Source organism: Serratia sp. 2880STDY5682894 (assembly GCF_001537385.1).
Taxonomy (GTDB): Bacteria; Pseudomonadota; Gammaproteobacteria; order Enterobacterales; family Enterobacteriaceae; genus Serratia; species Serratia nevei.
Window position 1 is genome coordinate 1 of record NZ_FCJA01000014.1, and the last position, 23,690, is coordinate 23,690.

General features: G+C 62.2%; 17 protein-coding genes, 1 tRNA gene and 2 rRNA genes. 14 read left to right on the top strand and 6 right to left on the bottom strand.

All coding sequences use genetic code 11. The annotated features are described in order from the left end of the window. Positions 1–36: 36 nt before the first annotated feature. From rrf (AWX27_RS22640) to aceK, 7 genes are all read left to right on the top strand, one after another. Positions 37–152, top strand: a 5S ribosomal RNA gene (gene rrf, locus AWX27_RS22640). Positions 153–166: 14 nt separating this feature from the next. After that, positions 167–242, top strand: a tRNA-Thr gene (locus tag AWX27_RS22645). Positions 243–287: 45 nt separating this feature from the next. Continuing rightward, positions 288–403 (top strand): 5S ribosomal RNA (rrf, locus tag AWX27_RS22650). A gap of 381 nt (positions 404–784) precedes the next feature. After that, a complete protein-coding gene (gene metA / locus AWX27_RS22655) occupies positions 785–1,714 on the top strand; it encodes a homoserine O-acetyltransferase MetA (protein WP_060425115.1) in 930 nt (309 codons plus the stop codon). A gap of 374 nt (positions 1,715–2,088) precedes the next feature. Beyond that, complete coding sequence (gene aceB, locus AWX27_RS22660) at positions 2,089–3,687, top strand: malate synthase A (RefSeq protein ID WP_060425119.1); 1,599 nt, start codon at positions 2,089–2,091, stop codon at positions 3,685–3,687. A gap of 41 nt (positions 3,688–3,728) precedes the next feature. Beyond that, positions 3,729–5,036, top strand: coding sequence for an isocitrate lyase (gene aceA / locus AWX27_RS22665; RefSeq protein WP_004936630.1), 1,308 nt, complete (start codon positions 3,729–3,731; stop codon positions 5,034–5,036). Between the two features lie 69 nt (positions 5,037–5,105). After that, complete coding sequence (gene aceK, locus AWX27_RS22670; protein ID WP_060425122.1) at positions 5,106–6,860, top strand: bifunctional isocitrate dehydrogenase kinase/phosphatase; 1,755 nt, start codon at positions 5,106–5,108, stop codon at positions 6,858–6,860. Position 6,861: 1 nt separating this feature from the next. On the opposite strand, the gene AWX27_RS22675 is transcribed toward aceK, so the two are convergent. From AWX27_RS22675 to iclR, 5 genes are all read right to left on the bottom strand, one after another. Then, positions 6,862–7,503 carry a bifunctional 4-hydroxy-2-oxoglutarate aldolase/2-dehydro-3-deoxy-phosphogluconate aldolase gene (locus AWX27_RS22675; protein WP_049201544.1) on the bottom strand — a complete coding sequence of 214 codons (642 nt, stop codon included), beginning with the start codon at positions 7,501–7,503 and terminating at the stop codon, positions 6,862–6,864. Positions 7,504–7,557: 54 nt separating this feature from the next. Beyond that, positions 7,558–9,372 carry a phosphogluconate dehydratase gene (edd, locus tag AWX27_RS22680; RefSeq protein WP_060425124.1) on the bottom strand — a complete coding sequence of 605 codons (1,815 nt, stop codon included), beginning with the start codon at positions 9,370–9,372 and terminating at the stop codon, positions 7,558–7,560. A 99-nt stretch (positions 9,373–9,471) separates the two neighbouring features. Continuing rightward, positions 9,472–10,809, bottom strand: coding sequence for a gluconate transporter (gene gntU, locus AWX27_RS22685; protein ID WP_060425180.1), 1,338 nt, complete (start codon positions 10,807–10,809; stop codon positions 9,472–9,474). Further along, positions 10,806–11,345, bottom strand: coding sequence for a gluconokinase (gene gntK, locus AWX27_RS22690; protein ID WP_038874371.1), 540 nt, complete (start codon positions 11,343–11,345; stop codon positions 10,806–10,808). Before gntK ends, gntU begins: the two co-directional genes overlap by 4 nt. Positions 11,346–11,597: 252 nt before the next feature. Further along, on the bottom strand, positions 11,598–12,428 hold the full coding sequence (gene iclR / locus AWX27_RS22695; protein WP_004936648.1) for a glyoxylate bypass operon transcriptional repressor IclR: 831 nt from the start codon (positions 12,426–12,428) through the stop codon (positions 11,598–11,600). A gap of 196 nt (positions 12,429–12,624) precedes the next feature. Between iclR and metH the strand changes: the two genes are divergently transcribed. Next, on the top strand, positions 12,625–16,320 hold the full coding sequence (metH, locus tag AWX27_RS22700) for a methionine synthase (protein ID WP_154618206.1): 3,696 nt from the start codon (positions 12,625–12,627) through the stop codon (positions 16,318–16,320). Positions 16,321–16,357: 37 nt separating this feature from the next. Here the strand turns inward: metH and AWX27_RS22705 are convergent, their stop codons facing one another. Further along, positions 16,358–17,068, bottom strand: a complete 711-nt coding sequence (locus AWX27_RS22705; RefSeq protein ID WP_060425131.1) for a UTRA domain-containing protein — start codon at positions 17,066–17,068, stop codon at positions 16,358–16,360. Positions 17,069–17,261: 193 nt separating this feature from the next. Between AWX27_RS22705 and AWX27_RS22710 the strand changes: the two genes are divergently transcribed. From AWX27_RS22710 to AWX27_RS22735, 6 genes are all read left to right on the top strand, one after another. Beyond that, positions 17,262–18,323 carry an ABC transporter substrate-binding protein gene (locus AWX27_RS22710; protein ID WP_060425134.1) on the top strand — a complete coding sequence of 354 codons (1,062 nt, stop codon included), beginning with the start codon at positions 17,262–17,264 and terminating at the stop codon, positions 18,321–18,323. 11 nt (positions 18,324–18,334) lie between these two features. After that, on the top strand, positions 18,335–19,144 hold the full coding sequence (locus AWX27_RS22715; RefSeq protein WP_038874364.1) for an alkaline phosphatase family protein: 810 nt from the start codon (positions 18,335–18,337) through the stop codon (positions 19,142–19,144). Further along, positions 19,141–19,986, top strand: a complete 846-nt coding sequence (locus AWX27_RS22720) for an ABC transporter permease (protein ID WP_039569690.1) — start codon at positions 19,141–19,143, stop codon at positions 19,984–19,986. Before AWX27_RS22715 ends, AWX27_RS22720 begins: the two co-directional genes overlap by 4 nt. Before the next feature lie 17 nt (positions 19,987–20,003). Beyond that, positions 20,004–20,789, top strand: a complete 786-nt coding sequence (locus AWX27_RS22725; protein WP_049201534.1) for an ABC transporter permease — start codon at positions 20,004–20,006, stop codon at positions 20,787–20,789. A 4-nt stretch (positions 20,790–20,793) separates the two neighbouring features. Further along, positions 20,794–21,786 (top strand): ABC transporter ATP-binding protein, encoded by a 993-nt coding sequence (locus tag AWX27_RS22730; protein ID WP_038874358.1) that lies wholly within the window; start codon positions 20,794–20,796, stop codon positions 21,784–21,786. A 240-nt stretch (positions 21,787–22,026) separates the two neighbouring features. Further along, positions 22,027–23,676 carry a Na/Pi cotransporter family protein gene (locus AWX27_RS22735; RefSeq protein ID WP_049201530.1) on the top strand — a complete coding sequence of 550 codons (1,650 nt, stop codon included), beginning with the start codon at positions 22,027–22,029 and terminating at the stop codon, positions 23,674–23,676. Positions 23,677–23,690 lie beyond the last annotated feature (14 nt).

Sequence of the window (23,690 nt, forward strand, 5' to 3'; positions counted from 1 at the left end):
CACGAGAGTGGCGCGGTTGGAATGAAACAGAATTTGCCTGGCGGCAATAGCGCGGTGGTCCCACCTGACCCCATGCCGAACTCAGAAGTGAAACGCCGTAGCGCCGATGGTAGTGTGGGGTCTCCCCATGCGAGAGTAGGACACTGCCAGGCATCAAATTAAGCGTGCTGATATGGCTCAGTTGGTAGAGCGCACCCTTGGTAAGGGTGAGGTCCCCAGTTCGACTCTGGGTATCAGCACCACTTTATTTAAAGTGGGTTTAGAAGTTCGGCAGAAAAAAGAATTTGCTTGGCGGCAATAGCGCGGTGGTCCCACCTGACCCCATGCCGAACTCAGAAGTGAAACGCCGTAGCGCCGATGGTAGTGTGGGGTCTCCCCATGCGAGAGTAGGACACTGCCAAGCATCAAATAAAACAACAAGCCTCATGCGAAAGCATGGGGCTTTTTGTTTTGTCTGTTATTTGGTGTTCTGCTCGAGCATGGGCATGCGAAAGGCCCGTCGGGAACGGGCCTTAACGCCGCTTGCGGCGGCCCCGCAGGGGAGAGTCTCAGGATGAGACGAATACTGTAGGACACTGCCAAGCATCAAATAAGCCAAGAGGCCATCCGAAAGGATGGCCTTTTTGCTTTTCAGTCCCTTTACTCCCCCTCCTCATATCTTGGCGCAGAGCGCGCAATGAAACATTTTCACCTTTCCGCCGAATGCTCGACATCGACGGAAAAAAACGCTATCTTCGGGCATCTAGAAGTCTAAACGTATAAATGGATGTGTGAGGGTTAAGCAATGCCGATTCGTGTTCCTGATGAGTTACCTGCGGTCAATTTCTTGCGCGGTGAGAATGTCTTCGTGATGACATCCTCGCGGGCAAAAACACAGGAAATCAGGCCACTGAAAGTGCTGATCCTCAACCTGATGCCAAAGAAGATCGAAACGGAAAACCAGTTTTTGCGCCTGCTGTCCAACTCGCCGCTGCAGATTGATATCCAGCTGCTGCGTATCGATAGCCGCGAATCGAAGAACACGCCGGCCGAGCATCTGAATAACTTCTACTGCGACTTCGAGGATATCCAGAACGAGAACTTCGATGGTTTGATCGTTACCGGCGCGCCGCTGGGGCTGGTCGATTTCTGCGATGTTGCCTACTGGCCGCAGATCGAGCGCGTGATCGACTGGGCCAAGCACCACGTTACCTCCACGCTGTTCGTGTGCTGGGCGGTACAGGCGGCGTTGAATATTCTGTATGGCATTCCCAAGATGACGCGCGAGGTGAAGCTCTCCGGCGTTTATCCGCACCAAACGCTGCAGCAGCATGCGTTGCTGACACGCGGCTTCGACGAAAGCTTCCTGGCGCCGCATTCACGCTATGCCGATTTCCCGACCGAGGTGATCCGTCAATATACCGACCTGGATGTTCTGGCCGAATCCGAGCAGGCCGGCGCCTACCTGTTTGCCAGCAGGGACAAGCGCCTGGCGTTTGTCACCGGCCATCCGGAATACGATACGCTGACCCTGGCAGGAGAGTATTGTCGCGATAACGAAGCCGGCCTCGATCCCGCCGTTCCACTCAACTACTTCCCCGATGACAACCCCGCACTGACACCGAAAGCCACCTGGCGCAGCCATGGCCATCTGCTGTTCTCCAACTGGCTCAACTATTACGTCTACCAGATCACGCCGTATGATCTGCGCCATATGAATCCGACGCTCGACTGATTTTTTCTGCTCGCCGGCGGCTGAATCGAGGCCGCCGCGCCGTTGATCCTCTGAACGATCCTCTTTTTCTCCGTCACACCTCCTTAAAGTCCATTGTTAAACAAGGCGTTAGCGCATCTTTATCACTCTGATGGAAGCGATTTCCTTACCTGTCATTATTGTTATTTTATCTAACCAATTGATAATAAAGTGTTAATAAAATATTTAATAATAAAATGGAAATGGTTTTTGATTTTTATTTTTTGTTGAGTATTCTTAGAGCTATCGGGATGAGATCTGACCAGTTGAGGATCGTTTCATCCGCCCTGATCCACAGTGATTTCTGATGAAAATGCGCCGGTCGCGCGAGCGCAACGATGGGAAGGAGCAAGGTCATGACACAACAGATAGCAGGCACGGAGTTAAGGTTTACGCAGGGTTTCGCCGCAGCGGAGCGCCAGGTGTTGACCGATGAGGCGGTTGAATTCCTGGCGGAACTGGTGGGGAAATTCACGCTGCGGCGCAACGAGCTGCTGGCGGCGCGTGTCCGCTGGCAGCAAAATATCGATCGCGGCGAACTGCCGGGATTTATTTCGGAAACCACTTCCATTCGTGAAGGTGACTGGCAGATCCGCGGCATTCCACAAGATTTGCGTGACCGCCGGGTCGAGATCACCGGGCCGGTTGAGCGCAAGATGGTGATCAATGCGCTTAATGCCAACGTAAAAGTATTCATGGCGGACTTCGAAGACTCGCTGGCGCCAAGCTGGGACAAAGTCATCGACGGCCAAATTAACCTGCACGATGCGGTTAACGGCACCATTTCCTACACCAATGAAGCAGGCAAAATCTACCAGCTGAAACCGAACCCGGCGGTATTGATCGCTCGCGTGCGCGGCCTGCATTTGCCGGAAAAACACGTGCTGTGGCGTGATGAAGCCATTCCCGGCGGCCTGTTCGATTTCGCGCTGTACTTCTACCACAACTATCGCCAGCTGCTGGCCAAGGGCAGCGGGCCGTATTTCTATCTGCCGAAAACCCAGTCCTGGGAAGAGGCGGCCTGGTGGAGTGATGTCTTCAGCTTTACCGAGGATCGTTTCGATCTGCCGCGCGGCACCATCAAAGCGACCGTGCTGATCGAAACCCTGCCGGCGGTGTTCCAGATGGACGAAATTCTCTACCACCTGCGCGACCACATCGTCGGCCTGAACTGCGGCCGCTGGGATTACATCTTCAGCTACATCAAAACGCTGAAGAATCATGGCGATCGCGTGCTGCCGGATCGTCAGTCGGTGACCATGGAGAAACCTTTCCTCAGCGCCTATTCGCGTCTGTTGATCAAAACCTGTCACAAGCGCGGCGCGTTCGCCATGGGCGGTATGGCGGCGTTTATCCCGAGCAAAGACGCCGAGAAAAATGACTGGGTGTTGAATAAGGTACGGGCGGACAAAGAGCTGGAGGCCAGCAACGGCCACGACGGCACCTGGGTGGCGCACCCGGGGCTGGCGGATACGGTGATGGAGGTATTTGGCAAAGCATTGGGCGATCGCCAAAACCAGCTGGAGGTGCTGCGTGAGCAAGACGCGCCGATCAGCGCCGCACAGCTGCTGGCACCGTGCGACGGCGAACGCACCGAGGCGGGGATGCGCGCCAATATCCGCGTGGCGGTGCAGTACATCGAAGCCTGGATCTCCGGCAACGGTTGCGTACCGATTTACGGTTTGATGGAAGATGCGGCGACGGCGGAAATCTCCCGTACGTCAATCTGGCAGTGGATCCACCACGAGAAGAGCCTGAGCGACGGGCGTCCGGTCACCAAGGCGCTGTTCCGCCAGATGCTGCAAGAAGAGATGTTGGTGGTGCGTGAAGAAGTGGGGGAAGCGCGCTTTAACGCCGGCCGGTTCGAAGAGGCGGCGCGCCTGATGGAGCGCATCACCACGCAAGATGAATTAATCGATTTCCTGACGCTGCCCGGCTATGAGCTGCTGGCCTGAGTTTTCCCAATCAACCCTACACGACTGAAAGGATAAAAATTATGTCTACCTCTCGCTCTCAACAGATCCAGCAGCTGGAACAGGAATGGAAATCGGCCCGTTGGGAAGGCATCACTCGCCCTTACAGCGCCGAAGACGTGATCAACCTGCGCGGTTCGGTCAACCCGGAATGCACCCTGGCGCAAAACGGCGCCGCCAAACTGTGGGCATTGTTGAACGGCAAGGCGCGCAAAGGCTACGTGAACTGCCTGGGCGCGCTGACCGGCGGCCAGGCGCTGCAGCAGGCCAAAGCCGGCGTCGAGGCTATCTACCTGTCCGGTTGGCAGGTGGCGGCGGACGCCAACAGCGCGGCGGCCATGTACCCTGACCAGTCGCTGTATCCGGTGGACTCGGTGCCGAAGGTCGTCGAGCGCATCAACAATACCTTCCGCCGCGCCGATCAGATCCAATGGGCTAACCAGATTGAGCCGGGCAGCAAAGGCTACACCGATTATTTCCTGCCGATCGTCGCCGATGCGGAAGCCGGCTTCGGCGGCGTGCTGAACGCCTTCGAGCTGATGAAAGCGATGATCACCGCTGGCGCCGCCGGGGTGCACTTTGAAGACCAGCTGGCGGCGGTGAAGAAATGCGGCCATATGGGCGGCAAAGTGCTGGTGCCGACGCAAGAAGCGATCCAGAAACTGGTCGCCGCGCGCCTGGCGGCCGACGTGCTCGGCGTGCCGACGCTGGTGATCGCCCGCACCGACGCCGATGCGGCCGATCTGCTGACTTCCGATTGCGATCCGTATGACAGCGCCTTCGTCACCGGCGAGCGCACGGCGGAAGGCTTCTTCCGTACCCATGCCGGCGTCGAGCAGGCGATCAGCCGCGGCCTGGCTTACGCCCCTTACGCGGATATGGTGTGGTGCGAAACCTCAACGCCGGATCTGGATGCCGCTCAGCGCTTCGCCGACGCCATCCACGCCAAATACCCGGGCAAGCTGCTGGCCTACAACTGCTCGCCGTCGTTCAACTGGAAGAAGAACCTCGACGACCAGACCATCGCCCGCTTCCAGCAGGCGCTGTCGGACATGGGCTACAAGTATCAGTTCATTACGCTGGCGGGCATCCACAGCATGTGGTTCAACATGTTCGACCTGGCGCACGCCTATGCGCAGGGCGAGGGCATGAAACACTACGTCGAGAAGGTGCAGCAGGCGGAGTTCGCCGCGGTGGATCGCGGCTACACCTTCGCGTCGCACCAGCAAGAGGTGGGTACCGGCTACTTCGACAAGGTCACCACCATCATTCAGGGCGGCGCCTCTTCGGTCACCGCGCTGACCGGTTCGACGGAAGAACAGCAGTTCTGATGCGGCAAGCTTGAAGACGTTTCACCCGGAGCCTGCATGCGCAGGCTTCTTTTTCTGGCGGGGGTAAGGATGGCGGCAAAACTGGAGTTGTTGATCGCACAGACGATCCTGCAGGGCTTCGATGCGCAGTACGGCCGCTTTCTGGAAGTGACCGCCGGCGCGCAGCAGCGCTTCGAGCAGGCGGACTGGCCGGCGGTGCAGCAGGCGATGAAAAAGCGCATCCATCTGTACGACCATCACGTCGGCCTGGTGGTGGAGCAGCTCAAATGCATCACCGGGCAGAAATACTTCGACGCCGACTTCCCCAGCCGGGTCAAAGCGGTCTATATCGACCTGCTGCCGGACTATCCGCGTTTCGAGATCGCCGAAAGCTTTTTTAACTCGGTCTACTGCCGGCTGTTCAAGCACCGCGATCTGACGCCGGACAAGCTGTTCGTCTTCAGTTCGCAGCCGGAGCGGCGCTTTCGCGATATTCCGCGTCCGCTGGCGCGCGATTTCACGCCCAATGGCGATCTGCCGGCGATGCTGCGCAGCGTACTGAGCGATCTGCCGCTGCGTCTGCCGTGGGAGGATTTGACGCGCGATATTCGCTACATCACTCAGGCGCTGCAACGCGCCTTCAGCGCACAGCAGCTGGCGGGGGCAACCTTCCAGATCGCCAACGAACTGTTCTACCGCAACAAGGCCGCCTGGCTGGTCGGCAAGCTGCGCCTGGCCGACGGCGTTTATCCGTTCTTGCTGCCTATCCACCACAGCGAATCGGGCGCGCTGTTTATCGACGCCTGCCTGACCGGTAAGGCCGAGGCCAGCATCGTCTTCGGCTTCGCCCGTTCTTATTTCATGGTCTACGCGCCGCTGCCGGCGGCGATGGTGGAGTGGCTGCGTGAGATCCTGCCGGGCAAAACCACCGCCGAGCTGTACATGGCGATCGGCTGCCAGAAGCATGGCAAAACCGAATGCTATCGCGAATACCTGACCTTTATGGCGCAGTCGCAGGAGCAATTTATCATCGCGCCGGGGGTGAAGGGCATGGTGATGCTGGTGTTCACCTTGCCGTCTTTCGACCGGGTATTCAAAGTGATCAAGGACGAGTTCGCCCCGCAAAAAGAGGTGACGCAGGCGCAGGTGATGGCCTGCTATCAGCTGGTGAAAGAGCACGATCGCGTCGGGCGCATGGCGGATACCCAAGAGTACGAGAATTTCGTCGTCGACAAGGCGCGCCTCAGCCCGGCGCTGTTGGCGGAACTGCAGCGCGAAGTGCCGGGCAAACTGGAAGATCTCGGCGATCGCATCGTGATCAAGCACCTGTATATGGAACGGCGCATGACGCCGCTGAACCTGTATCTGGAGCAGGCCAACGATCAGCAGATGCGCGATGCGATCGAAGAGTACGGCAATGCCATCAAGCAGCTGGCCGCCGCCAATATCTTCCCCGGCGACATGCTGTTCAAGAACTTTGGTGTGACGCGCCACGGGCGGGTGGTGTTCTACGACTACGACGAAATTTGCTACATGACCGAGGTTAACTTCCGCGACATTCCGCCGCCGCGTTATCCGGAGGACGAGCTGGCCAGTGAGCCGTGGTACAGCATCGCGCCCAACGACGTGTTCCCGGAGGAGTTCCGCCACTTCCTGTGCGGCGATCGGCGCATTCGGCAGGTGTTTGAGGAGTTGCACAGCGATCTGTTTACCGCTGAGTATTGGCGCGGGTTGCAGCAGCGCATCCGCGAGGGGCACGTGGAAGACGTGTTCGCTTACCGCAAGAAGCAGCGGTTCAGCCAGCGCAGCGGGGCGGCGCTGCCGGCCGCCACCGCTGCGATGTAAATCAGGCCTGGGCGCCCGCGACGGCGGCGCGCGCCAGTTCGGTGATGCGGGCGTAGTCGCCGCTTTCCAGCGCGTCCGCCGGCACCAGCCAGGAGCCGCCGATGCACAGCACGCTTTTCAGCGCCAGATAGCTGCGGTAATTGTCCGGTGAGATGCCGCCGGTCGGGCAGAAGCGCACCTGCGGGAACGGGCCGCCGATCGCCTGCAGTGCTTTTACGCCGCCGTTGGCTTCCGCCGGGAAGAATTTAAACTCGCGCAGGCCGTAATCCATGCCCAGCATCAGCTCGGAAACGGTGCTGATGCCCGGAATAAGCGGAATGGACCCGGCGGTGGCCGCCTTGAGCAGCTCGTCGGTCAGCCCCGGGCTGATGGCGAACTGCGCACCGGCCTCGGTCACTTCACGCAGCTGCTGGGGATTGATCACGGTACCGGCGCCGATGATCGCTTCCGGCACTTCTTGGGCGATGGCGCGAATGGCGTCCATGGCGCAGGCGGTGCGCAGCGTCACTTCCAGCACCCGCACGCCGCCGGCGACCAGCGCTTTCGCCAGCGGTACCGCATGTTCCAGCTTGTTGATCACGATGACCGGCACCACCGGCCCCGCCGTCAGGATCTGCTCGGCGCTTGTTTTCCATTGGTTCATGATGACGTTCTCCTCTGTGGCCGCCGCCAGGCGGCGATGCGGCCAGGCTATCGATTAAAATTTGATGCAGCAGGCGCCCTGCTCGGCGCCGGACAGCTGGCTGCGCAGCGCGCCGAACAGCTCGCGGCCGCAGCCGATGTGTTCTGCGCTCAGATCGGGTTGGCATGGCGCGCGCTGGGCCAGTTCGTCGGCGTCGACCAGCACCTGCAGCTCGCCGCTGCGGCCGTTGACGCGGATCGGATCGCCGTCGCGCACTTTCGCCAGCAGGCCGCCGGTATAGGCTTCCGGGGTGACGTGGATGGCGGAAGGCACCTTGCCGGAGGCGCCTGACAGGCGGCCGTCGGTCACCAGCGCCACTTTGAAGCCGCGATCCATCAGCACGCCCAGCGGCGGCATCAGCTTGTGCAGCTCCGGCATGCCGTTGGCTTGTGGCCCCTGGAAGCGCACCACCACCACGCAATCGCGATCCAGCTTGCCGGCTTCGAACGCCGGCACGATGTCGTGCTGGCTGTCGAACACCACCGCCGGCGCTTCGATAATCTGGTTGTCGGCGGGCACCGCCGAGGTTTTCATCACCGCACGGCCCAGATTGCCGGCCATCACTTTGGTGCCGCCGTGATGCTCAAACGGCTGAGCGACGCTGGCGATCACGCTGGTGTCGAGCGAACCGGCCACGCCTTCACGCCACACCAGCTGGCCATTATCCAGCCAGGGTTCCTGGGTGTAGCGGTGCAGGCCGAAACCGGCCACGGTGTGCACGTCTTCGTGCAGCAGCCCATGTTGCAGCAGCTCGCGCACCACCAGCGGCACGCCGCCGGCGGCCTGGAACTGGTTGATGTCGGCCGGGCCGTTCGGATAGATGCGGCACAGCAGCGGCACCGCCTCCGACAGTTCCGAGAAATCGTCCCAGGTAATGATGATGCCTGCTGCGCGCGCCATCGCCACCAGATGCATGGTCAGGTTGGTGGAGCCGCCGGTGGCCAGCAGCGAGACGATGCCGTTTACCACCACTTTCTCGTCCACCAGGCGGCCGATCGGCAGGTAGTTGCCGGCGGTGTCGGTCAGTCGCGTCACCTGGCGCGCGGCGGCGTCGTTCAACGCATCGCGCAGCGGCGTGTCCGGATGTACGAAAGAGGAGCCCGGCAGGTGCAGGCCCATCACTTCCATCACCATCTGGTTGGTGTTGGCGGTGCCGTAGAAGGTGCAGGTGCCGATGCCGTGATAGGACGCGGCCTCGGCTTCCAGCAGAGCCAGGCGGTCGGCTTTGCCCTCGGCGTACAGCTGGCGCACGCGTACCTTTTCCTTGTTGGGTAAACCGCTGCTCATCGGGCCGGCCGGCACGAACAGCGCGGGCAGGTGGCCGAAGGAGAGGGCGGCCATCACCAGCCCGGGCACGATCTTGTCGCAGATGCCGAGGAACAGCGCGCCGTCGAACATGTTGTGCGACAGGCCGACGGCGGCCGACATGGCGATCACGTCACGGCTCATCAGCGACAGCTCCATGCCGTCCTGCCCCTGCGTCACGCCGTCGCACATCGCCGGCACGCCGCCGGCTACCTGGCCCACGGCGCCCACCGCCTGCAGCGCCTGTTTCAGCCGCTGCGGGTAGTGTTCGTACGGCTGGTGGGCCGACAGCATGTCGTTATAGGCGGTGATGATGGCGATATCGCTGCGCACCATGTTTTTCAGCGCCGTCTTGTCATCGGGCTGACAGGCGGCGAAGCCGTGGGCCAGGTTGCCGCAGGCCAGCTGCGCGCGGTGGACGGTTTGGGAACGGGCCGCTTCGATACGCGCCAGATAGGCGGCACGGCTGGCCTGGGAACGGTGGGTGATGCGCTGTGTGACACGGGACAAGGTTGGGTTAATCATGCCTTCCTCACATTGCTGTTGTTATAGTCGCCGCCTGTGGCGGTGCCCCCGGTGGTGATTTGCAGCCCTGGTGTGCAAGGCCGGGGGCGATTTGGGATTTTAAAACATCGTGAATGCCATCATGCCGATAGCGCCGCCGACGCTGCCCAGAATCGTTTCCATCACCGTCCAGGTTTTCAGCGTTTGCAGTTCGTTGGCGCCGGTGAATTTGCCGAACAGCCAGAAACCGGCGTCGTTGACGTGGCTCAGCACGATGGAGCCGCCGGCGATGCAGATAGCCAGCGCGGCCAGCTGCCCGCCGTTCAATCCGAGCTGGCTGGTGACCGGCAGCACCAGGCCGACGGTGGTCAGGCAGGCGACGGTGGCCGAGCCCTGAATCACCCGCACCATGGCGGAGAGCGCAAAGGCGGCCACGGCGATCGGCAGGCCGGCGCCGATCATGGCGTCACCCAGCGCCGGCCCTACGCCGGAATCCACCAGGATCTGTTTGAACACCCCGCCGGCGCCGGTCATCAGTAGGATGATCCCGGCCGGTTGCACCGCGGCGGAGCAGATGGCCAGCGTCTGTTCGTTGCTCATGCCGCGCGGTTTCGCCAGGCCGTAAATCACGATCAGGCAGGCCAGCAGAATGGCGGTAAACGGGTGGCCGATAAACTCCAGCCACTGCTGCAGCTGTGAACCCGGAGTGACCAGCCGCGCGCCGATGGTTTTCATGCCGACCAGCACCAGCGGGCACAGCACCAGCGCCAGGCTGAAGCCGAATGACGGCAGATTGCCCTTGGTCAGCGTCGGCTCGTTCTCTTCCGGTGGCATTGGCCAGTTGACGAAGCGGCTGATAAAGCTGCCGTACAGCGGGCCGGCGATCAGCATGCCGATCACCGCCGCCACCAGGCCGATGGCGATCATCCAGCCGAAGTCGGCCTTCATCTGCGAAGCCAGCAGCATCGGCACCGGCCCCGGCAGCAGGAAGGAGGCGGCGGCGGCCACGCCGGCGAACAGCGGGATCGCCAGCTTGACGATATTGCCGTCGGTGCGGCGCGCCACGGCGAACACGATGCCGATCAGCAGCACCACCGCCACGTCGAAGAACAGCGGCAGCGCGCAGATCAGGCCGGCGATGCCGAGCGCATAGTGCGCCTTGCTTTGTCCGAATCGTTTCAGCAATTGCGCCGCAATTTGATCGAGCGCGCCGACCTCATGCAGGATCTTGCCGAACATCGCCCCCAGCGCCACCACGATCGCCAGAAAGCCCAGCGTGTCGCCCATGCCTTTTTGCATGGTGTCTGCGATATGGTCCAGCGGCATGCCGGAGAAAATGCCGGCGGCGATGGACACCAGCATCAACGCGACGAAGGCGTGCATGCGCGCCTTCATCACCAGGAATAACAGCAGTAAAACCGAGCCGACTGCGGTACCGACCAGCGTAACGGTACTCACGCGCACACGTCCTGCGGCAGGAAGCTCTGGATATGGCGCACGGTATCGGCGATCACCGCGTCCAGCGGTTGGTTGATGTCGATCGCCATCACGTCGCTTTCGTCGGCGCCCGGTTGCTCCAGCGCGGCGAACTGGGTGACCAGCATCTGCGGTTTGAAGAAGTGGCCGTTACGCGCCGCCAGGCGGGATTCGATCACTGGGAACTCGCCGTGCAGGTAGATAAACGACAGGTTGCCGTTGCCGGCGCGCAGGCGGTCGCGATACTGCTTTTTCAGCGCCGAGCAGACGATGATCGACACGTTGTTGGTGCGCTGCATGGCGAAGGCGGCGTCGTTGAGCGCGGCCAGCCACGGCGCGCGGTCGTCGTCGTTCAACGCGTCGCCGGCGGCCATCTTCAGGATGTTGCTGCGCGGATGCAGGAAGTCGCCGTCGAGGAAACCGGCGGAGAGTTGGCGGGCCGCGGCGGCGGCGACGGCGGACTTGCCGCTGCCGGAAACGCCCATAACGACGTAAATGCGATTTTGATTGTTGGTCATGGCTTGGCTCCAAAACACCGGGTGACGTTACCTTCGTTCAGCTTGATTGTTACCGGTAACATGTTATCGGTAACATTGTCGAAGGAAGTGTGAGCGGTTGCAATGGGCTTTCGCCGTGAGGATCGTTAACTGTGATCGGCTTCAAGCTTTTTTCCCGTGTGCTAAACAGGATGCCGATAGCCTGTTACATGCTGACAACAGAGCAAGGAATCGGGAGAGAGGGCGCGCAGGGGCGCCCTCGGAGGGGTAGGATCAGCGCACGCCGCCGTAGGCCAGGCTGATCTCTTTCGCCGCGTGGATCACCAGCGCCCCCAGTTCGATCACGCGATCGTCGGTGATGCGCGACACCGGGCCGGAGATGGAGATGGCGGCGAAGGCTTCACGGTGCTCGTCGAAGATACAGGCCGCCACGCAGCGCAGGCCGAGCGCGTGCTCTTCGTCGTCAAAGGAGAAGCCCTGTTTGCGGATCTGCGCCAGCCCCTCTTTCAGGTTGTGCGGCGTCAGGGTGTGCGGCGTGTAGGTATGCATGCCTTTCTTGTGCAGCAGTTTGGTCACCTGATCGTCCGGCAGGGTGGCGAGGAACGCCTTGCCGGCGCCGGAGGCGTGCATCGGCAGTTTACCGCCGATCGGCGCCGACATGCGCATCAGCGCCGTACACTGCACCTGATCGATGATGATTGCCTGGTACTCGCTGGTATCCAGCACCGCCAGGTTGACGGTTTCGCCGGACTCTTCCATCAGGCGCCGCAGCGTCGGATGCACCATCGCCAGCAGGTTGCGGCTTTGCAGGAAGCTGCTGCCGACCACAAAGGCGTGCGAGCCGATGGTCCACAGGCCGAGATCGCCGACCTGACGCACGAATCCCTGCTGCTGCATGGTGGTGAGCAGGCGGTGGGTGGTGGAATTCGGCAGGCCGGCCTGCTGCGCCAGATCGGTCAGCGCCACGTTGCCCTGGGCTTCCGAAATGTATTCCAACAGCTTCAGGCCACGGGTCAACGATTGTACCTGGCCGGTCGCCGCACTGGCGGCCGGGGCTGCTGCGCGGGGCTTCTTGCCGCGTTTGGCGGGAGCAGGGGTGGCCATGGGTGAGATTCCTTTTTCCGTATGATGGAATTCATTTTCGTTTTTTGTCGATGAATTGCAAGTCGCCGCCAGCTCATCGGAGGTGTTGGCGCACAACCTGAAAAACTCTCAATTGTCGCCTGGCCCTTTGTCCCTACAAGCTGTGCTAGGATGACTCGTTGGTTTTTGCGGCAGTTGAGCGATGGGCTGGATGGCAATGGAAGGGGTTACAGTGACGAATCGAGTAGAACAACTGCGCCGCCAGTTAGCGCAGCGCATTTTGGTGTTGGACGGCGGCATGGGTACCATGATCCAGAGCTACCGTCTGGACGAGCGCGATTTCCGCGGTGAGCGTTTCGCCGACTGGCGCAGCGATCTGAAAGGCAATAACGATCTGCTGGTGCTGACCAAGCCGGAAGTGATCACCGCCATTCATTACGCCTATCTCGAGGCGGGCGCCGATATCCTTGAGACCAATACTTTCAACTCCACCTCCATCGCCATGGCCGACTACCACATGGAGTCGCTGTCCGCCGAGATTAACTATCAGGCCGCCTGTCTGGCGCGCGCCTGCGCCGATGAGTGGACGGCGCGCACGCCGGAAAAACCGCGCTACGTCGCCGGGGTGCTGGGGCCGACCAACCGCACCGCCTCCATCTCGCCGAACGTCAACGATCCGGCGTTCCGCAACATTTCGTTCGATGAGCTGGCGGCGGCTTACCGCGAATCGACGCGTGCGCTGGTGGAGGGCGGCGTCGATCTGATCATGATCGAAACCATCTTCGACACCCTGAATGCCAAGGCCGCCGCTTTTGCGGTGGAAACCGAATTCGAAGCGCTGGGGGTGGAACTGCCGATCATGATTTCCGGCACCATCACCGACGCCTCCGGCCGCACCTTGTCCGGCCAGACCACCGAAGCGTTTTACAATTCGCTGCGCCACGTTAAGCCGCTGACATTCGGCCTGAACTGCGCCCTGGGCCCGGACGAACTGCGTCAGTACGTCGCCGAGCTGGCGCGCATCTCGGAGACCTACGTCACCGCGCACCCGAACGCCGGCTTGCCGAACGCCTTCGGCGAGTACGATCTGGATGCGGCCGAGATGGCGCGCCAGGTCGGGGAGTGGGCGCAGGCCGGCTTCCTCAATATCATCGGCGGCTGCTGCGGCACCACACCGGAACATATCGCCGCGATGGCCAACGCGGTGGAGGGCGTGCCGCCGCGCCGGTTGCCGGAGATCCCGGTCGCCTGCCGCCTGGCGGGCCTGGAGCCGCTGACCATCGACGCCAACACCCTGTTCGTCAACGTCGGCGAGCGCACCAACGTCACCGGTTCGGCGCGATTCAAGCGCCTGATCAAAGAAGAGAAATACAACGAGGCGCTCGACGTGGCGCGCCAGCAGGTCGAGAGCGGCGCGCAGATCATCGACATCAACATGGACGAGGGGATGCTCGACGCCGAAGCGGCGATGGTGCGCTTCCTTAACCTGATCGCCGGCGAGCCGGACATCGCCCGGGTGCCGATCATGATCGACTCCTCCAAGTGGTCCGTTATCGAGAAAGGCCTGAAGTGCATTCAGGGCAAGGGCATCGTCAACTCGATCTCGATGAAGGAGGGCGAAGAGGCCTTTATCCACCACGCCAAACTGGTGCGCCGCTACGGTGCCGCGGTGGTGGTGATGGCGTTCGACGAAGTGGGGCAGGCGGACACCCGCGAGCGCAAGTTCGAGATCTGCCGCCGCGCCTATAACATTCTGACCGAGCGCGTCGGCTTCCCGCCGGAAGACATCATTTTCGACCCGAACATTTTCGCTGTCGCTACGGGCATTGAAGAGCACAACAACTACGCCGTCGACTTTATCGAAGCCTGCGCCGATATCAAAACCCACCTGCCGCACGCGATGATCTCCGGTGGCGTGTCTAACGTGTCGTTCTCGTTCCGCGGCAACGATCCGGTGCGTGAAGCGATCCACGCGGTGTTCCTGTATCACGCCATTCGCAACGGCATGGACATGGGCATCGTCAACGCCGGGCAGCTGGCGATTTATGACGATCTGCCTACCGAGCTGCGCGAGGCGGTAGAGGACGTGATCCTCAACCGTCGCGAAGACGGCACCGAACGCCTGCTGGAGCTGGCGGAAAAGTACCGCGGCAGCAAAGATAATGACGTGGCGGTGCAGCAGGCCGAATGGCGCGGCTGGCCGGTGGAGAAACGGCTGGAATATTCGCTGGTGAAGGGTATCACCGAGTTTATCGAGCTGGACACCGAAGAAGCGCGGCAGCAGGCCGAACGCCCGATCGAAGTGATCGAAGGGCCGCTGATGGCGGGGATGAACGTGGTCGGCGATCTGTTCGGCGAGGGCAAGATGTTCCTGCCGCAGGTGGTGAAATCCGCCCGCGTGATGAAGCAGGCGGTGGCCTATCTGGAACCGTACATCGAGGCCAGCAAGCAACAGGGCACCTCTGCGGGGAAAATCCTGTTGGCGACGGTGAAGGGCGACGTGCATGACATCGGCAAGAACATCGTCGGCGTGGTGCTGCAGTGCAACAACTATGAAATCGTCGATCTCGGCGTGATGGTGCCGACGGAGAAAATCCTGCGCACCGCGCGCGAGGAGAACGTGGACATCATCGGCCTGTCTGGGCTGATCACGCCGTCGCTCGACGAGATGGTCAACGTGGCGAAAGAGATGGAGCGCCAGGGCTTTACGTTGCCGCTGCTGATCGGCGGCGCCACCACCTCCAAGGCGCACACCGCGGTGAAAATCGAGCAGAACTACAGCGGCCCGACCACCTACGTGCAAAACGCCTCGCGCACCGTGGGCGTGGTGTCGGCGCTGCTGTCCGCCACCCAGCGCGACGAGTTTGTGGCGCGCACCCGCAAAGAGTATGAAACGGTGCGCATTCAGCATGCGCGTAAAAAGCCGCGCACGCCGCCGGTCGATTTGCAGAAGGCGCGTGCCAACGCCATGGCGCTGGACTGGGCCGATTATCAGCCGCCGGCGCCGCGGCAGCTCGGCGTGTTCCCGGTGGCGGCCGGCATCGAGACGCTGCGCCACTACATCGACTGGACGCCGTTCTTCATGACCTGGTCGCTGGCGGGCAAATACCCGCGCATCCTGGAAGACGAGGTGGTGGGGGAAGAGGCCAAGCGCCTGTTCCACGACGCCAATCAGATGCTGGATCGGCTGGCCGCCGAGCGCAGCCTCAACCCGCGCGGCGTTTACGGCCTGTTCCCGGCCAACCGCGTCGGCGACGACGTGGAAGTATACCGCGACGAACGGCGTGACGAGGTGCTGGCGGTGAGCCGCCATCTGCGTCAGCAGACGGAAAAAACCGACTTCCCGAACTACTGCCTGGCGGACTTCGTGGCGCCGAAAAGCAGCGGCAAGGCCGACTACTTCGGCGCCTTCGCGGTGACCGGCGGGCTGGAGGAGGACGCGTTGGCGGCGGCCTACGACGCGCAGCACGACGATTACAACAAAATCATGGTCAAAGCGCTGGCGGATCGCTTGGCGGAGGCCTTCGCCGAATACCTGCATGAGCAGGTGCGCAAGCTGCACTGGGGCTATGCCGCCGACGAGAGCCTGAGCAACGAAGAGCTGATCCGCGAAAACTATCAGGGCATCCGGCCGGCACCGGGTTACCCGGCCTGCCCGGAGCACACCGAAAAAGCGACCATCTGGCAGCTGCTGGACGTCAACCGCCACACCGGCATGGAGCTGACGGAGTCCTTCGCCATGTGGCCGGGGGCGGCGGTGTCCGGGTGGTACTTCAGCCATCCTGAAAGCAAGTACTTCGCGGTGGCGCAGATCCAGCGCGATCAGGTGGAAGACTACGCGGTGCGTAAAGGGATGAGCGTGAGCGAGGTCGAGCGCTGGCTGGCACCTAACCTCGGCTACGACGGCGACTGATTTCCTCTTTAAGGGCGCAGCGATGCGCCCTTGTCATTTACTGCGCTTCCACGTCGATGTGCAGCGCATCGTAACGCCAATACTCCAGGTCGCAATCGATCACCCGGTCGTGCTGATCGCGGTTCACCCGCGTAATGAACAGCGCCGGGCTGCCGTAGGTCACCTTCAGCATGGCGGCGGCCTGCTGCGGCAGCAGGGTGGGCAGCATGTCGAAACGCACCCGCCCGTAGTGGATGCCGTAGCGCGCGGCGTACAGCGCGGTCAGCGACTGGGTCAGGTCTTCCTCCAGAATGCCGGGGAAATAGGCCGGGTTGAGGTAGTGCTCGCAGTACAGCACCGCGCGCCCGTCGATATAGCGCAGCCGGCGAATGCGATAGGCCTCGGCGCCGGGGGGTAGCGCCAGGCGGCCGGCCAGCGGCGCGTCGAGCGTGACTAGCGCGCTGTCGATCGCCTCGGTATGGGCGGCGCGCCCCTGCTGCTGCGCCATGGCGTGAAAATGGCTGCGCTGCAGCGGGTTGTAGATAAGACGCGGGGGCGAGATGAACCAGCCGCGCCGCACCTGGCGGTAGATGACGCCCTGCGCCTCCAGTTGACCGAGCGCCTCCTGCAAGGTAATGCGGGTCGTGGCGAACTGTTCGCTCAGGGCGCGTTCGGAGGGCAGCTTGCCGCCCACGGCAAACTCGCCTGCGGTGATGCGGGCGTTCAGCGTTTGGCAGATGGTCGCTACGGTCGTCGGTGCTTCACTCATACAGCGGGTGTCCCGTTTCAGTGCGTTTGGCCTCCCTTAAGGTAGACCAGCGTCGCGTTTTCGCCGTTGCAATGGGTGATAAAACTGTCGCTTTTTTAAGCTGACATATAATTATCACATTCGTCCGTTAGATTGGTTTGGTCCTTGCTGGACTAGTCCAGCCATCCCCACACTACCACCTGGAGCATCAGTTATGAAACGTTTGTGCGCTTCTGTGTTAACCAGTGCCATCGTGTTATCCAGCCAGATGAGCTGGGCCGCGGATACCGATCTGGCGGCGCTGGAGCAGGCCGCTAAAAAAGAAGGCGAAGTCAACAGCGTCGGCATGCCGGACAGCTGGGCCAACTGGAAAGGCACCTGGCAAGATCTGTTGAGCAAATATGGCCTGAAGCATGTCGATACCGACATGAGCTCCGCACAGGAGATCGCCAAATTCGATGCGGAAAAGAACAACGCCACGGCGGACATCGGTGACGTCGGCGCGGCCTTCGGCCCGGTGGCGGTGCAGAAGGGCGTAACGCAGCCGTACAAACCCTCCACCTGGGATCAGGTGCCGGACTGGGCGAAAGACAAAGACGGCCACTGGGCGCTGGCTTACACCGGCACCATCGCCTTCATCATCAATAAACAGCAGGTGAAAGATATCCCGCACAGCTGGGCCGATCTGCTGAAGGGCGGCTATCAGGTCACCATCGGCGACGTCGGCACTGCGTCGCAGGCGGCCAGCGGCGTGCTGGCGGCCACCTACGCCATGGGCGGCAACGAGAAAAACCTCAAGCCGGGCCTGGAATTCTTCGGCAAGCTGGCCAAGGCCGGCCGCCTGAGCCTGAGTAACCCGGTGATCGCATCGCTGGAGAAAGGGGAAGTGCAGGTCGGCGTGGTGTGGGACTTCAACGGCCTGAACTACCGCGACCAGATCGACAAAACCCGCTTTGAAGTGCTGATCCCGTCGGACGGCTCGATCACCTCCGGCTACACCACCATCATCAACAAATACGCCAAGCACCCGAACGCCGCCAAGCTGGCGCGCGAATACATCTTCTCCGACGCCGGCCAGATCAACCTGGCGCGCGGCTATGCCCGCCCGATCCGCGCCGAACATCTGACGCTGCCGGACGACGTCAAAGCCAAGCTGCTGCCGGCCGAGCAGTACAAGAACGCGCACCCGATCGCCGATCCGGCGGCCTGGGAACAGAGCGCCAAAGCGCTGCCGCGTCTGTGGCAGGAAAACGTCATTATGTTTATGCAGCAGTGAGTTAACGCACCATGAAAACGATCCTCGTGCTGCTGGACGGCCTCAACTACCGGGTGGCGCACGACGCCATGGGCTATCTGCAGGCCGAATGCGCGGCGGGACGCGGACGGTTGTACCTGCTGGAGAGCGAGCTGCCCTCGCTCTCCCGGCCGCTGTATGAATGCATCCTCACCGGCGTCACGCCGGTGGAGAGCGGCGTGGTGCACAACCACGTCTCGCGCCTTTCTCATCAACAAAGCGTGTTTCATTACGCGCGCGCCGCCGGGCTGACCACCGCCGCCGCCGCGTATCATTGGTTCAGCGAATTGTATAACCGCACGCCGTTCGACGCCGCGCGCGACCGCCATACCGACGCGCCTGAGCTGCCGATCCAGCACGGGCATTTCTATTACGACGACGGCTATCCCGACAGCCATCTGTTCGACGACGCCGAAAGCTTGCGCCTGCGTCATCAGCCGGACTTTCTGCTGGTCCATCCGATGAACATCGACGACGCCGGGCACCGCTTCGGCCTCTCTTCGCCGCAGTACCGCAATGCGGCACGCCGCGCCGACGGTTCGCTGTCGCGCTATCTGCCCGAGTGGCTGGCCGCCGGTTATCAGGTGCTGGTCACTGCCGACCATGGCATGAACGACGATCGCAGCCACGGCGGTGTGTTGCCGGAAGAGCGCCAGGTGCCGCTGTTCGTGTTCGGCACGGGCTTCAGCCTGGACGACGCCGATCCGCAGCAAACCGAGCTGTGCGGCACGATTTGCGATCTGCTGCAGGCACCGCACGACAAGCCGCGCTGCCGGGCGCTGCTGGCGCAGGATGCGCGATGAACGGCAAAACCAAATGGATCGCCGCGTTGTGCCTGCTGCCGTTTATCGTGCTGTTCGGCGCGTTTCAGATCGCCCCGCTGGTGTGGATCGCCGTTCACAGCTTTTTCAGTGAGAGCAGCGGCTGGGGATGGGGCAACTATGTCGATATCCTCACCTCGCCGTTCTACCTGCAGGCCTTTCAGTTCTCGCTGGAGATCTCGCTGTGGTCGAGCGTCTACGGCTTGCTGATTGCGTTAGTGGGCAGTTACTCGCTGCGCCAGCTCGGCCAGACCCGATTTCATGACTTCGTGATGTCGTTCACCAACATGACCAGCAACTTCGCCGGGGTGCCGCTGGCGTTTGCCTTCGTCATCCTGCTGGGGCTGAACGGTTGCCTGACGCTGCTGCTGCGCAAATACGGTCTGATGGAGAGTTTCAACCTCTATTCGAAGAGCGGCCTGATCGTGCTGTATACCTACTTCCAGATCCCACTGGGGGTGCTGTTGCTGTATCCGGCGTTCGACGCGCTGCGCGCCGATTGGCGCGAGTCGGCGGCGCTGCTCGGCGCCGGCCCCTGGCGCTACTGGCGGCATATCGGCCTGCCGGTGCTGGCGCCGGCGCTGATGGGCACCTTCGTCATTCTGCTGGCTAACGCGCTGGGCGCCTACGCTACGGTCTACGCGCTGACCACCGGCAACTTCAACGTGATCCCGATCCGTATCTCGGCGCTGGTGGCGGGGGACATCTCCCTCGATCCGAACCTGGCCAGCGCGCTGGCGATGCTACTGGTGGTGATGATGGCGTTTATCACGGTGATCCACCAATGGATGCTGCGCAGGAGCTACCTCAATGCGCGCTCATAATCGGATGGAGAATGCTCATGTCGCGTGCTGAACGCTTGTACCATCGCACGGTGACCGGCCTGCTGCTGCTGATCCTGCTGTTGCCGCTGGCGGCGACGCTGATTTATGCGCTGGCCACCCAGTGGGGCGCCACCATTTTGCCGGACGGTTTTACCCTGAAGTGGCTGACGGCGCTGTGGAGCGACCCGCGCTTTTTGCAGGCGCTGTGGCACTCGCTGTTGATCTGCTTCGGCACGCTGCTGCTGTCGGTGGTGGTGATCCTGCCGGCGATGTTTGTGATCGCTTACTACTTTCCCAAGCTGGACGCGGTGATGAACGTGCTGATTCTGCTGCCGTTCGCCGTGCCGCCGGTGGTGTCGGCGGTGGGGCTGATGCAGCTGTTCGCCGCCGATCCGCTGCCGCTGCTCGGCACTCCGTGGATTTTGGTGGGCTGCTATTTCACCATCGCGCTGCCGTTTATCTACCGCGCCATCAGCAATAACATGCAGGCGATCAATCTGCGCGATCTGATGGACGCCGCGCACCTGCTCGGCGCCAGCACCTGGCAGGCGGCGCTGCTGGTGGTGCTGCCGAACCTGCGCAAGGGCGGAACGATCGCCGTGCTGCTGTCGTTCTCGTTTCTGATCGGCGAGTTCGTGTTCGCCAACCTGCTGGTGGGCAGCCAGTATGAAACGCTGCAGGTCTACCTGTTCAACATGCGCAACGGCAGCGGGCATTTCACCAGCGCGCTGGTCATCTCCTATTTCGCCGTGGTGTTGCTCGTCACCTGGCTGGCGAACCTGCTGAATAAAAACAAGGGTTAACCCGATGGCTTATCTCAACGTCACCCGCCTGAACAAACACTATGGCCAGACCCAGGTGTTTCAGGATATCGATTTCACCGCCGAAGAGGGGGAGTTCGTCACCCTGCTGGGGCCGAGCGGCTGCGGCAAATCGACGCTGCTGCGCTGCCTGGCCGGCCTGACCCCGGTCGACAGCGGGCACATTTTGCTGCAGGGCCAGGATCTGGTGCCGCTGGCGCCGCAAAAGCGCGGCATCGGCATGGTGTTCCAAAGCTATGCGCTGTTTCCCAATATGACGGTGGAAGGCAACGTGGCCTTCGGACTGAAAATGCAGAAGCTGGCGGCCGGGCAGATCGGCCAGCGGGTGCAGGAGGTGCTGGCGCTGGTGGAGCTGAGCGATCTGGCGAAGCGCTATCCGCATCAGCTGTCGGGCGGCCAGTGTCAGCGCGTGGCGCTGGCGCGATCGCTGGTCACCCGCCCGCGGCTGCTGCTGCTCGACGAACCGCTGTCGGCGCTGGACGCGCGTATCCGCAAACACCTGCGCGAGCAGATTCGGCGCATTCAACGCGAGCTGAACCTGACGGCGATCTTCGTTACCCACGATCAGGAAGAGGCGTTGACCCTGTCGGATCGCATCGTGCTGATGAACAAGGGGCAGATCGTGCAGAGCGGCGATGCGGAAACCCTGTATACCCAGCCGGCGGACGCCTTCGCCGCCGGGTTTATCGGCAACTATAACCTGCTGACCGCCGAACAGGCCGCCCAGCTGACCGGGCGCAGCTATGCCGGCAAGGTGGCGATCCGGCCCGAGTCTATCGGCCTGTTGCCGGCCGGGCAGGGGATCGGCGGGGTGATCCTGGGCCACAGTTTGCTCGGGAATGTGGTACGCTATCGGATTCAGGTTCGCGGTGTAGAATTGCTGGTTGACGTGCTCAACCGGTCGGTGGCCGACCTGCGGCCCGACGGCGCGGAAATTGGGCTACACTTGGAACCTGTTGTATTGCGGGAAGTTGCATGACTTCGCAGCGCGGCGCCGGGGCCTTTCCGCCGCCGCATTAACCCTTCTCTTCTGCGGTCTGCCGCCCGCTCGCTGTCCTGCCAGACCTACGCCCGGCAGGCGGGACCGCGCGCTGTACCCGTCATCTTTTGGCCTACCGGCTGCGGCTAAGGCGAACAGAACCGTTCCGTCCGTCCGCACCGCCTGACTGGCATCGGGTATCAGCCTCCTTTGGCCGGGCGTTAATGGAGCGTATCTTCCGTGCTGACCCTTCTTCACCTGCTTTCCTCCGTGGCGCTGTTGGTGTGGGGTACCCACATCGTGCGCACCGGGATCATGCGGGTTTACGGCGCCAATCTGCGGCGCGTGTTGAGCGACAGCGTTGAGAAAAAGCCGCTGGCGTTCGTTTCCGGCATTGGCGTGACCGCGCTGGTGCAAAGCAGCAACGCCACGGCGCTGCTGGTGACCTCTTTCGTCGCTCAGGGGCTGGTGGGGCTGGCGCCTGCGCTGGTGATCATGCTCGGCGCCGACGTCGGCACCGCGCTGATGGCGCGCGTGTTGACCTTCGATCTTTCCTGGCTGTCGCCGCTGCTGATCCTGGTCGGCGTCTTCCTGTTCCTCAGCCGCAAACAGATGCGGATCGGCCAGATCGGGCGCGTCCTGATCGGCCTTGGGCTGATCGTGCTGGCGCTGGAGCTGATCGTGGCCGCCGCCACGCCGATCACCCAGGCGGCCGGGGTCAAAGTGCTGTTCTCGTCGCTGACCGGCGACGTGATGCTGGACGCCCTGACCGGCGCGTTATTTGCCATCGTTAGTTATTCCAGCCTGGCGGCGGTGCTGCTGACCGCTACCCTGACCGCGTCCGGCGTGATTTCGCTGAAGGTGGCGCTCTGCCTGGTGATCGGCGCCAACCTCGGCAGCGGCCTGCTGGCGATGATCAACGCCAGCGGCCAGAACGCCGCCGGACGGCGCGTAGCGCTCGGCAGCCTGCTGTTCAAGCTGGTGGGGTGCGTGCTGGTGCTGCCGTTCGTCGCCTATCTGGCGGATGTGATGGCTCAGTTGCCTGGCGGCAGCGAAGAACTGGTGATCTATTTCCACGTGTTCTACAACCTGATCCGCTGTCTGGTGATGATCCCGCTGGCCGGGCCGATGGCGACGCTGTGCGAGCGACTGATCGTCGACGTGGCGGCCGACGATCCGCGCATGCGGCCGCGCCATCTGGACGCCAGCGCGCTGGACACGCCGACGCTGGCGCTGGCCAACGCGGCGCGCGAAACGCTGCGGATGGGCGACGTGGTGGAACACATGATGATCCTGCAGCGCGAAGTGCTGCACGGCAAGCAAGGGGTGGATAAAGAGGTGCGGCGTCTGGATGACGACGTCGACGTGCTGTACACCGCCATCAAGCTGTATCTGGCGCAGATCCAGAAGGAGGATCTGGGCGAGGAAGATTCGCGCCGCTGGGCGGAGATCATCGAAATGGCGCTCAACCTGGAACAGGCGGGCGACATCATCGAACGCATGGCCGGCGACGTGGGCGCCAAGTCGCACGCCGCGCGCCGGGCCTTCTCGACGGAAGGGCTGGCGGAGCTGGATGGGCTGCACGAGCGGCTGATCGGCAACCTGCGTCTGGGGCTGTCGGTGTTCCTGTCCGGCGACGTTACCAGCGCCAAGCGCCTGCGCCGTTCCAAGCACCGCTTCCGCATTCTGGATCGCCGCTACGCGCACGCGCACGTCGATCGCCTGCACCAGCAAAACGTGCAGAGCATCGAGACCAGTTCGCTGCATTTGGGGTTGTTGGGGGACATGAAGCGCCTGAACTCGCTGTTTTGCGCCGTGGCTTACAACGTGTTGGATCAGGATGCGAAGGACGACGATCGCGACTGGGAAGACACCCCAAGCACGCTGTAAAAAAATGCCCCCGG

What these genes read in the sequence shown, in the direction of transcription:
- metA (WP_060425115.1), top strand. Translation starts at nt 785, where the DNA reads ATGCCGATTCGTGTTCCTGATGAGTTACCTGCGGTCAATTTCTTGCGC.
- aceB (WP_060425119.1), top strand. Translation starts at nt 2,089, where the DNA reads ATGACACAACAGATAGCAGGCACGGAGTTAAGGTTTACGCAGGGTTTC.
- aceA (WP_004936630.1), top strand. Translation starts at nt 3,729, where the DNA reads ATGTCTACCTCTCGCTCTCAACAGATCCAGCAGCTGGAACAGGAATGG.
- aceK (WP_060425122.1), top strand. Translation starts at nt 5,106, where the DNA reads ATGGCGGCAAAACTGGAGTTGTTGATCGCACAGACGATCCTGCAGGGC.
- AWX27_RS22675 (WP_049201544.1), bottom strand. Translation starts at nt 7,503, where the DNA reads ATGAACCAATGGAAAACAAGCGCCGAGCAGATCCTGACGGCGGGGCCG.
- edd (WP_060425124.1), bottom strand. Translation starts at nt 9,372, where the DNA reads ATGATTAACCCAACCTTGTCCCGTGTCACACAGCGCATCACCCACCGT.
- gntK (WP_038874371.1), bottom strand. Translation starts at nt 11,345, where the DNA reads ATGACCAACAATCAAAATCGCATTTACGTCGTTATGGGCGTTTCCGGC.
- iclR (WP_004936648.1), bottom strand. Translation starts at nt 12,428, where the DNA reads ATGGCCACCCCTGCTCCCGCCAAACGCGGCAAGAAGCCCCGCGCAGCA.
- metH (WP_154618206.1), top strand. Translation starts at nt 12,625, where the DNA reads ATGGAAGGGGTTACAGTGACGAATCGAGTAGAACAACTGCGCCGCCAG.
- AWX27_RS22705 (WP_060425131.1), bottom strand. Translation starts at nt 17,068, where the DNA reads ATGAGTGAAGCACCGACGACCGTAGCGACCATCTGCCAAACGCTGAAC.
- AWX27_RS22710 (WP_060425134.1), top strand. Translation starts at nt 17,262, where the DNA reads ATGAAACGTTTGTGCGCTTCTGTGTTAACCAGTGCCATCGTGTTATCC.
- AWX27_RS22715 (WP_038874364.1), top strand. Translation starts at nt 18,335, where the DNA reads ATGAAAACGATCCTCGTGCTGCTGGACGGCCTCAACTACCGGGTGGCG.
- AWX27_RS22720 (WP_039569690.1), top strand. Translation starts at nt 19,141, where the DNA reads ATGAACGGCAAAACCAAATGGATCGCCGCGTTGTGCCTGCTGCCGTTT.
- AWX27_RS22725 (WP_049201534.1), top strand. Translation starts at nt 20,004, where the DNA reads ATGTCGCGTGCTGAACGCTTGTACCATCGCACGGTGACCGGCCTGCTG.
- AWX27_RS22730 (WP_038874358.1), top strand. Translation starts at nt 20,794, where the DNA reads ATGGCTTATCTCAACGTCACCCGCCTGAACAAACACTATGGCCAGACC.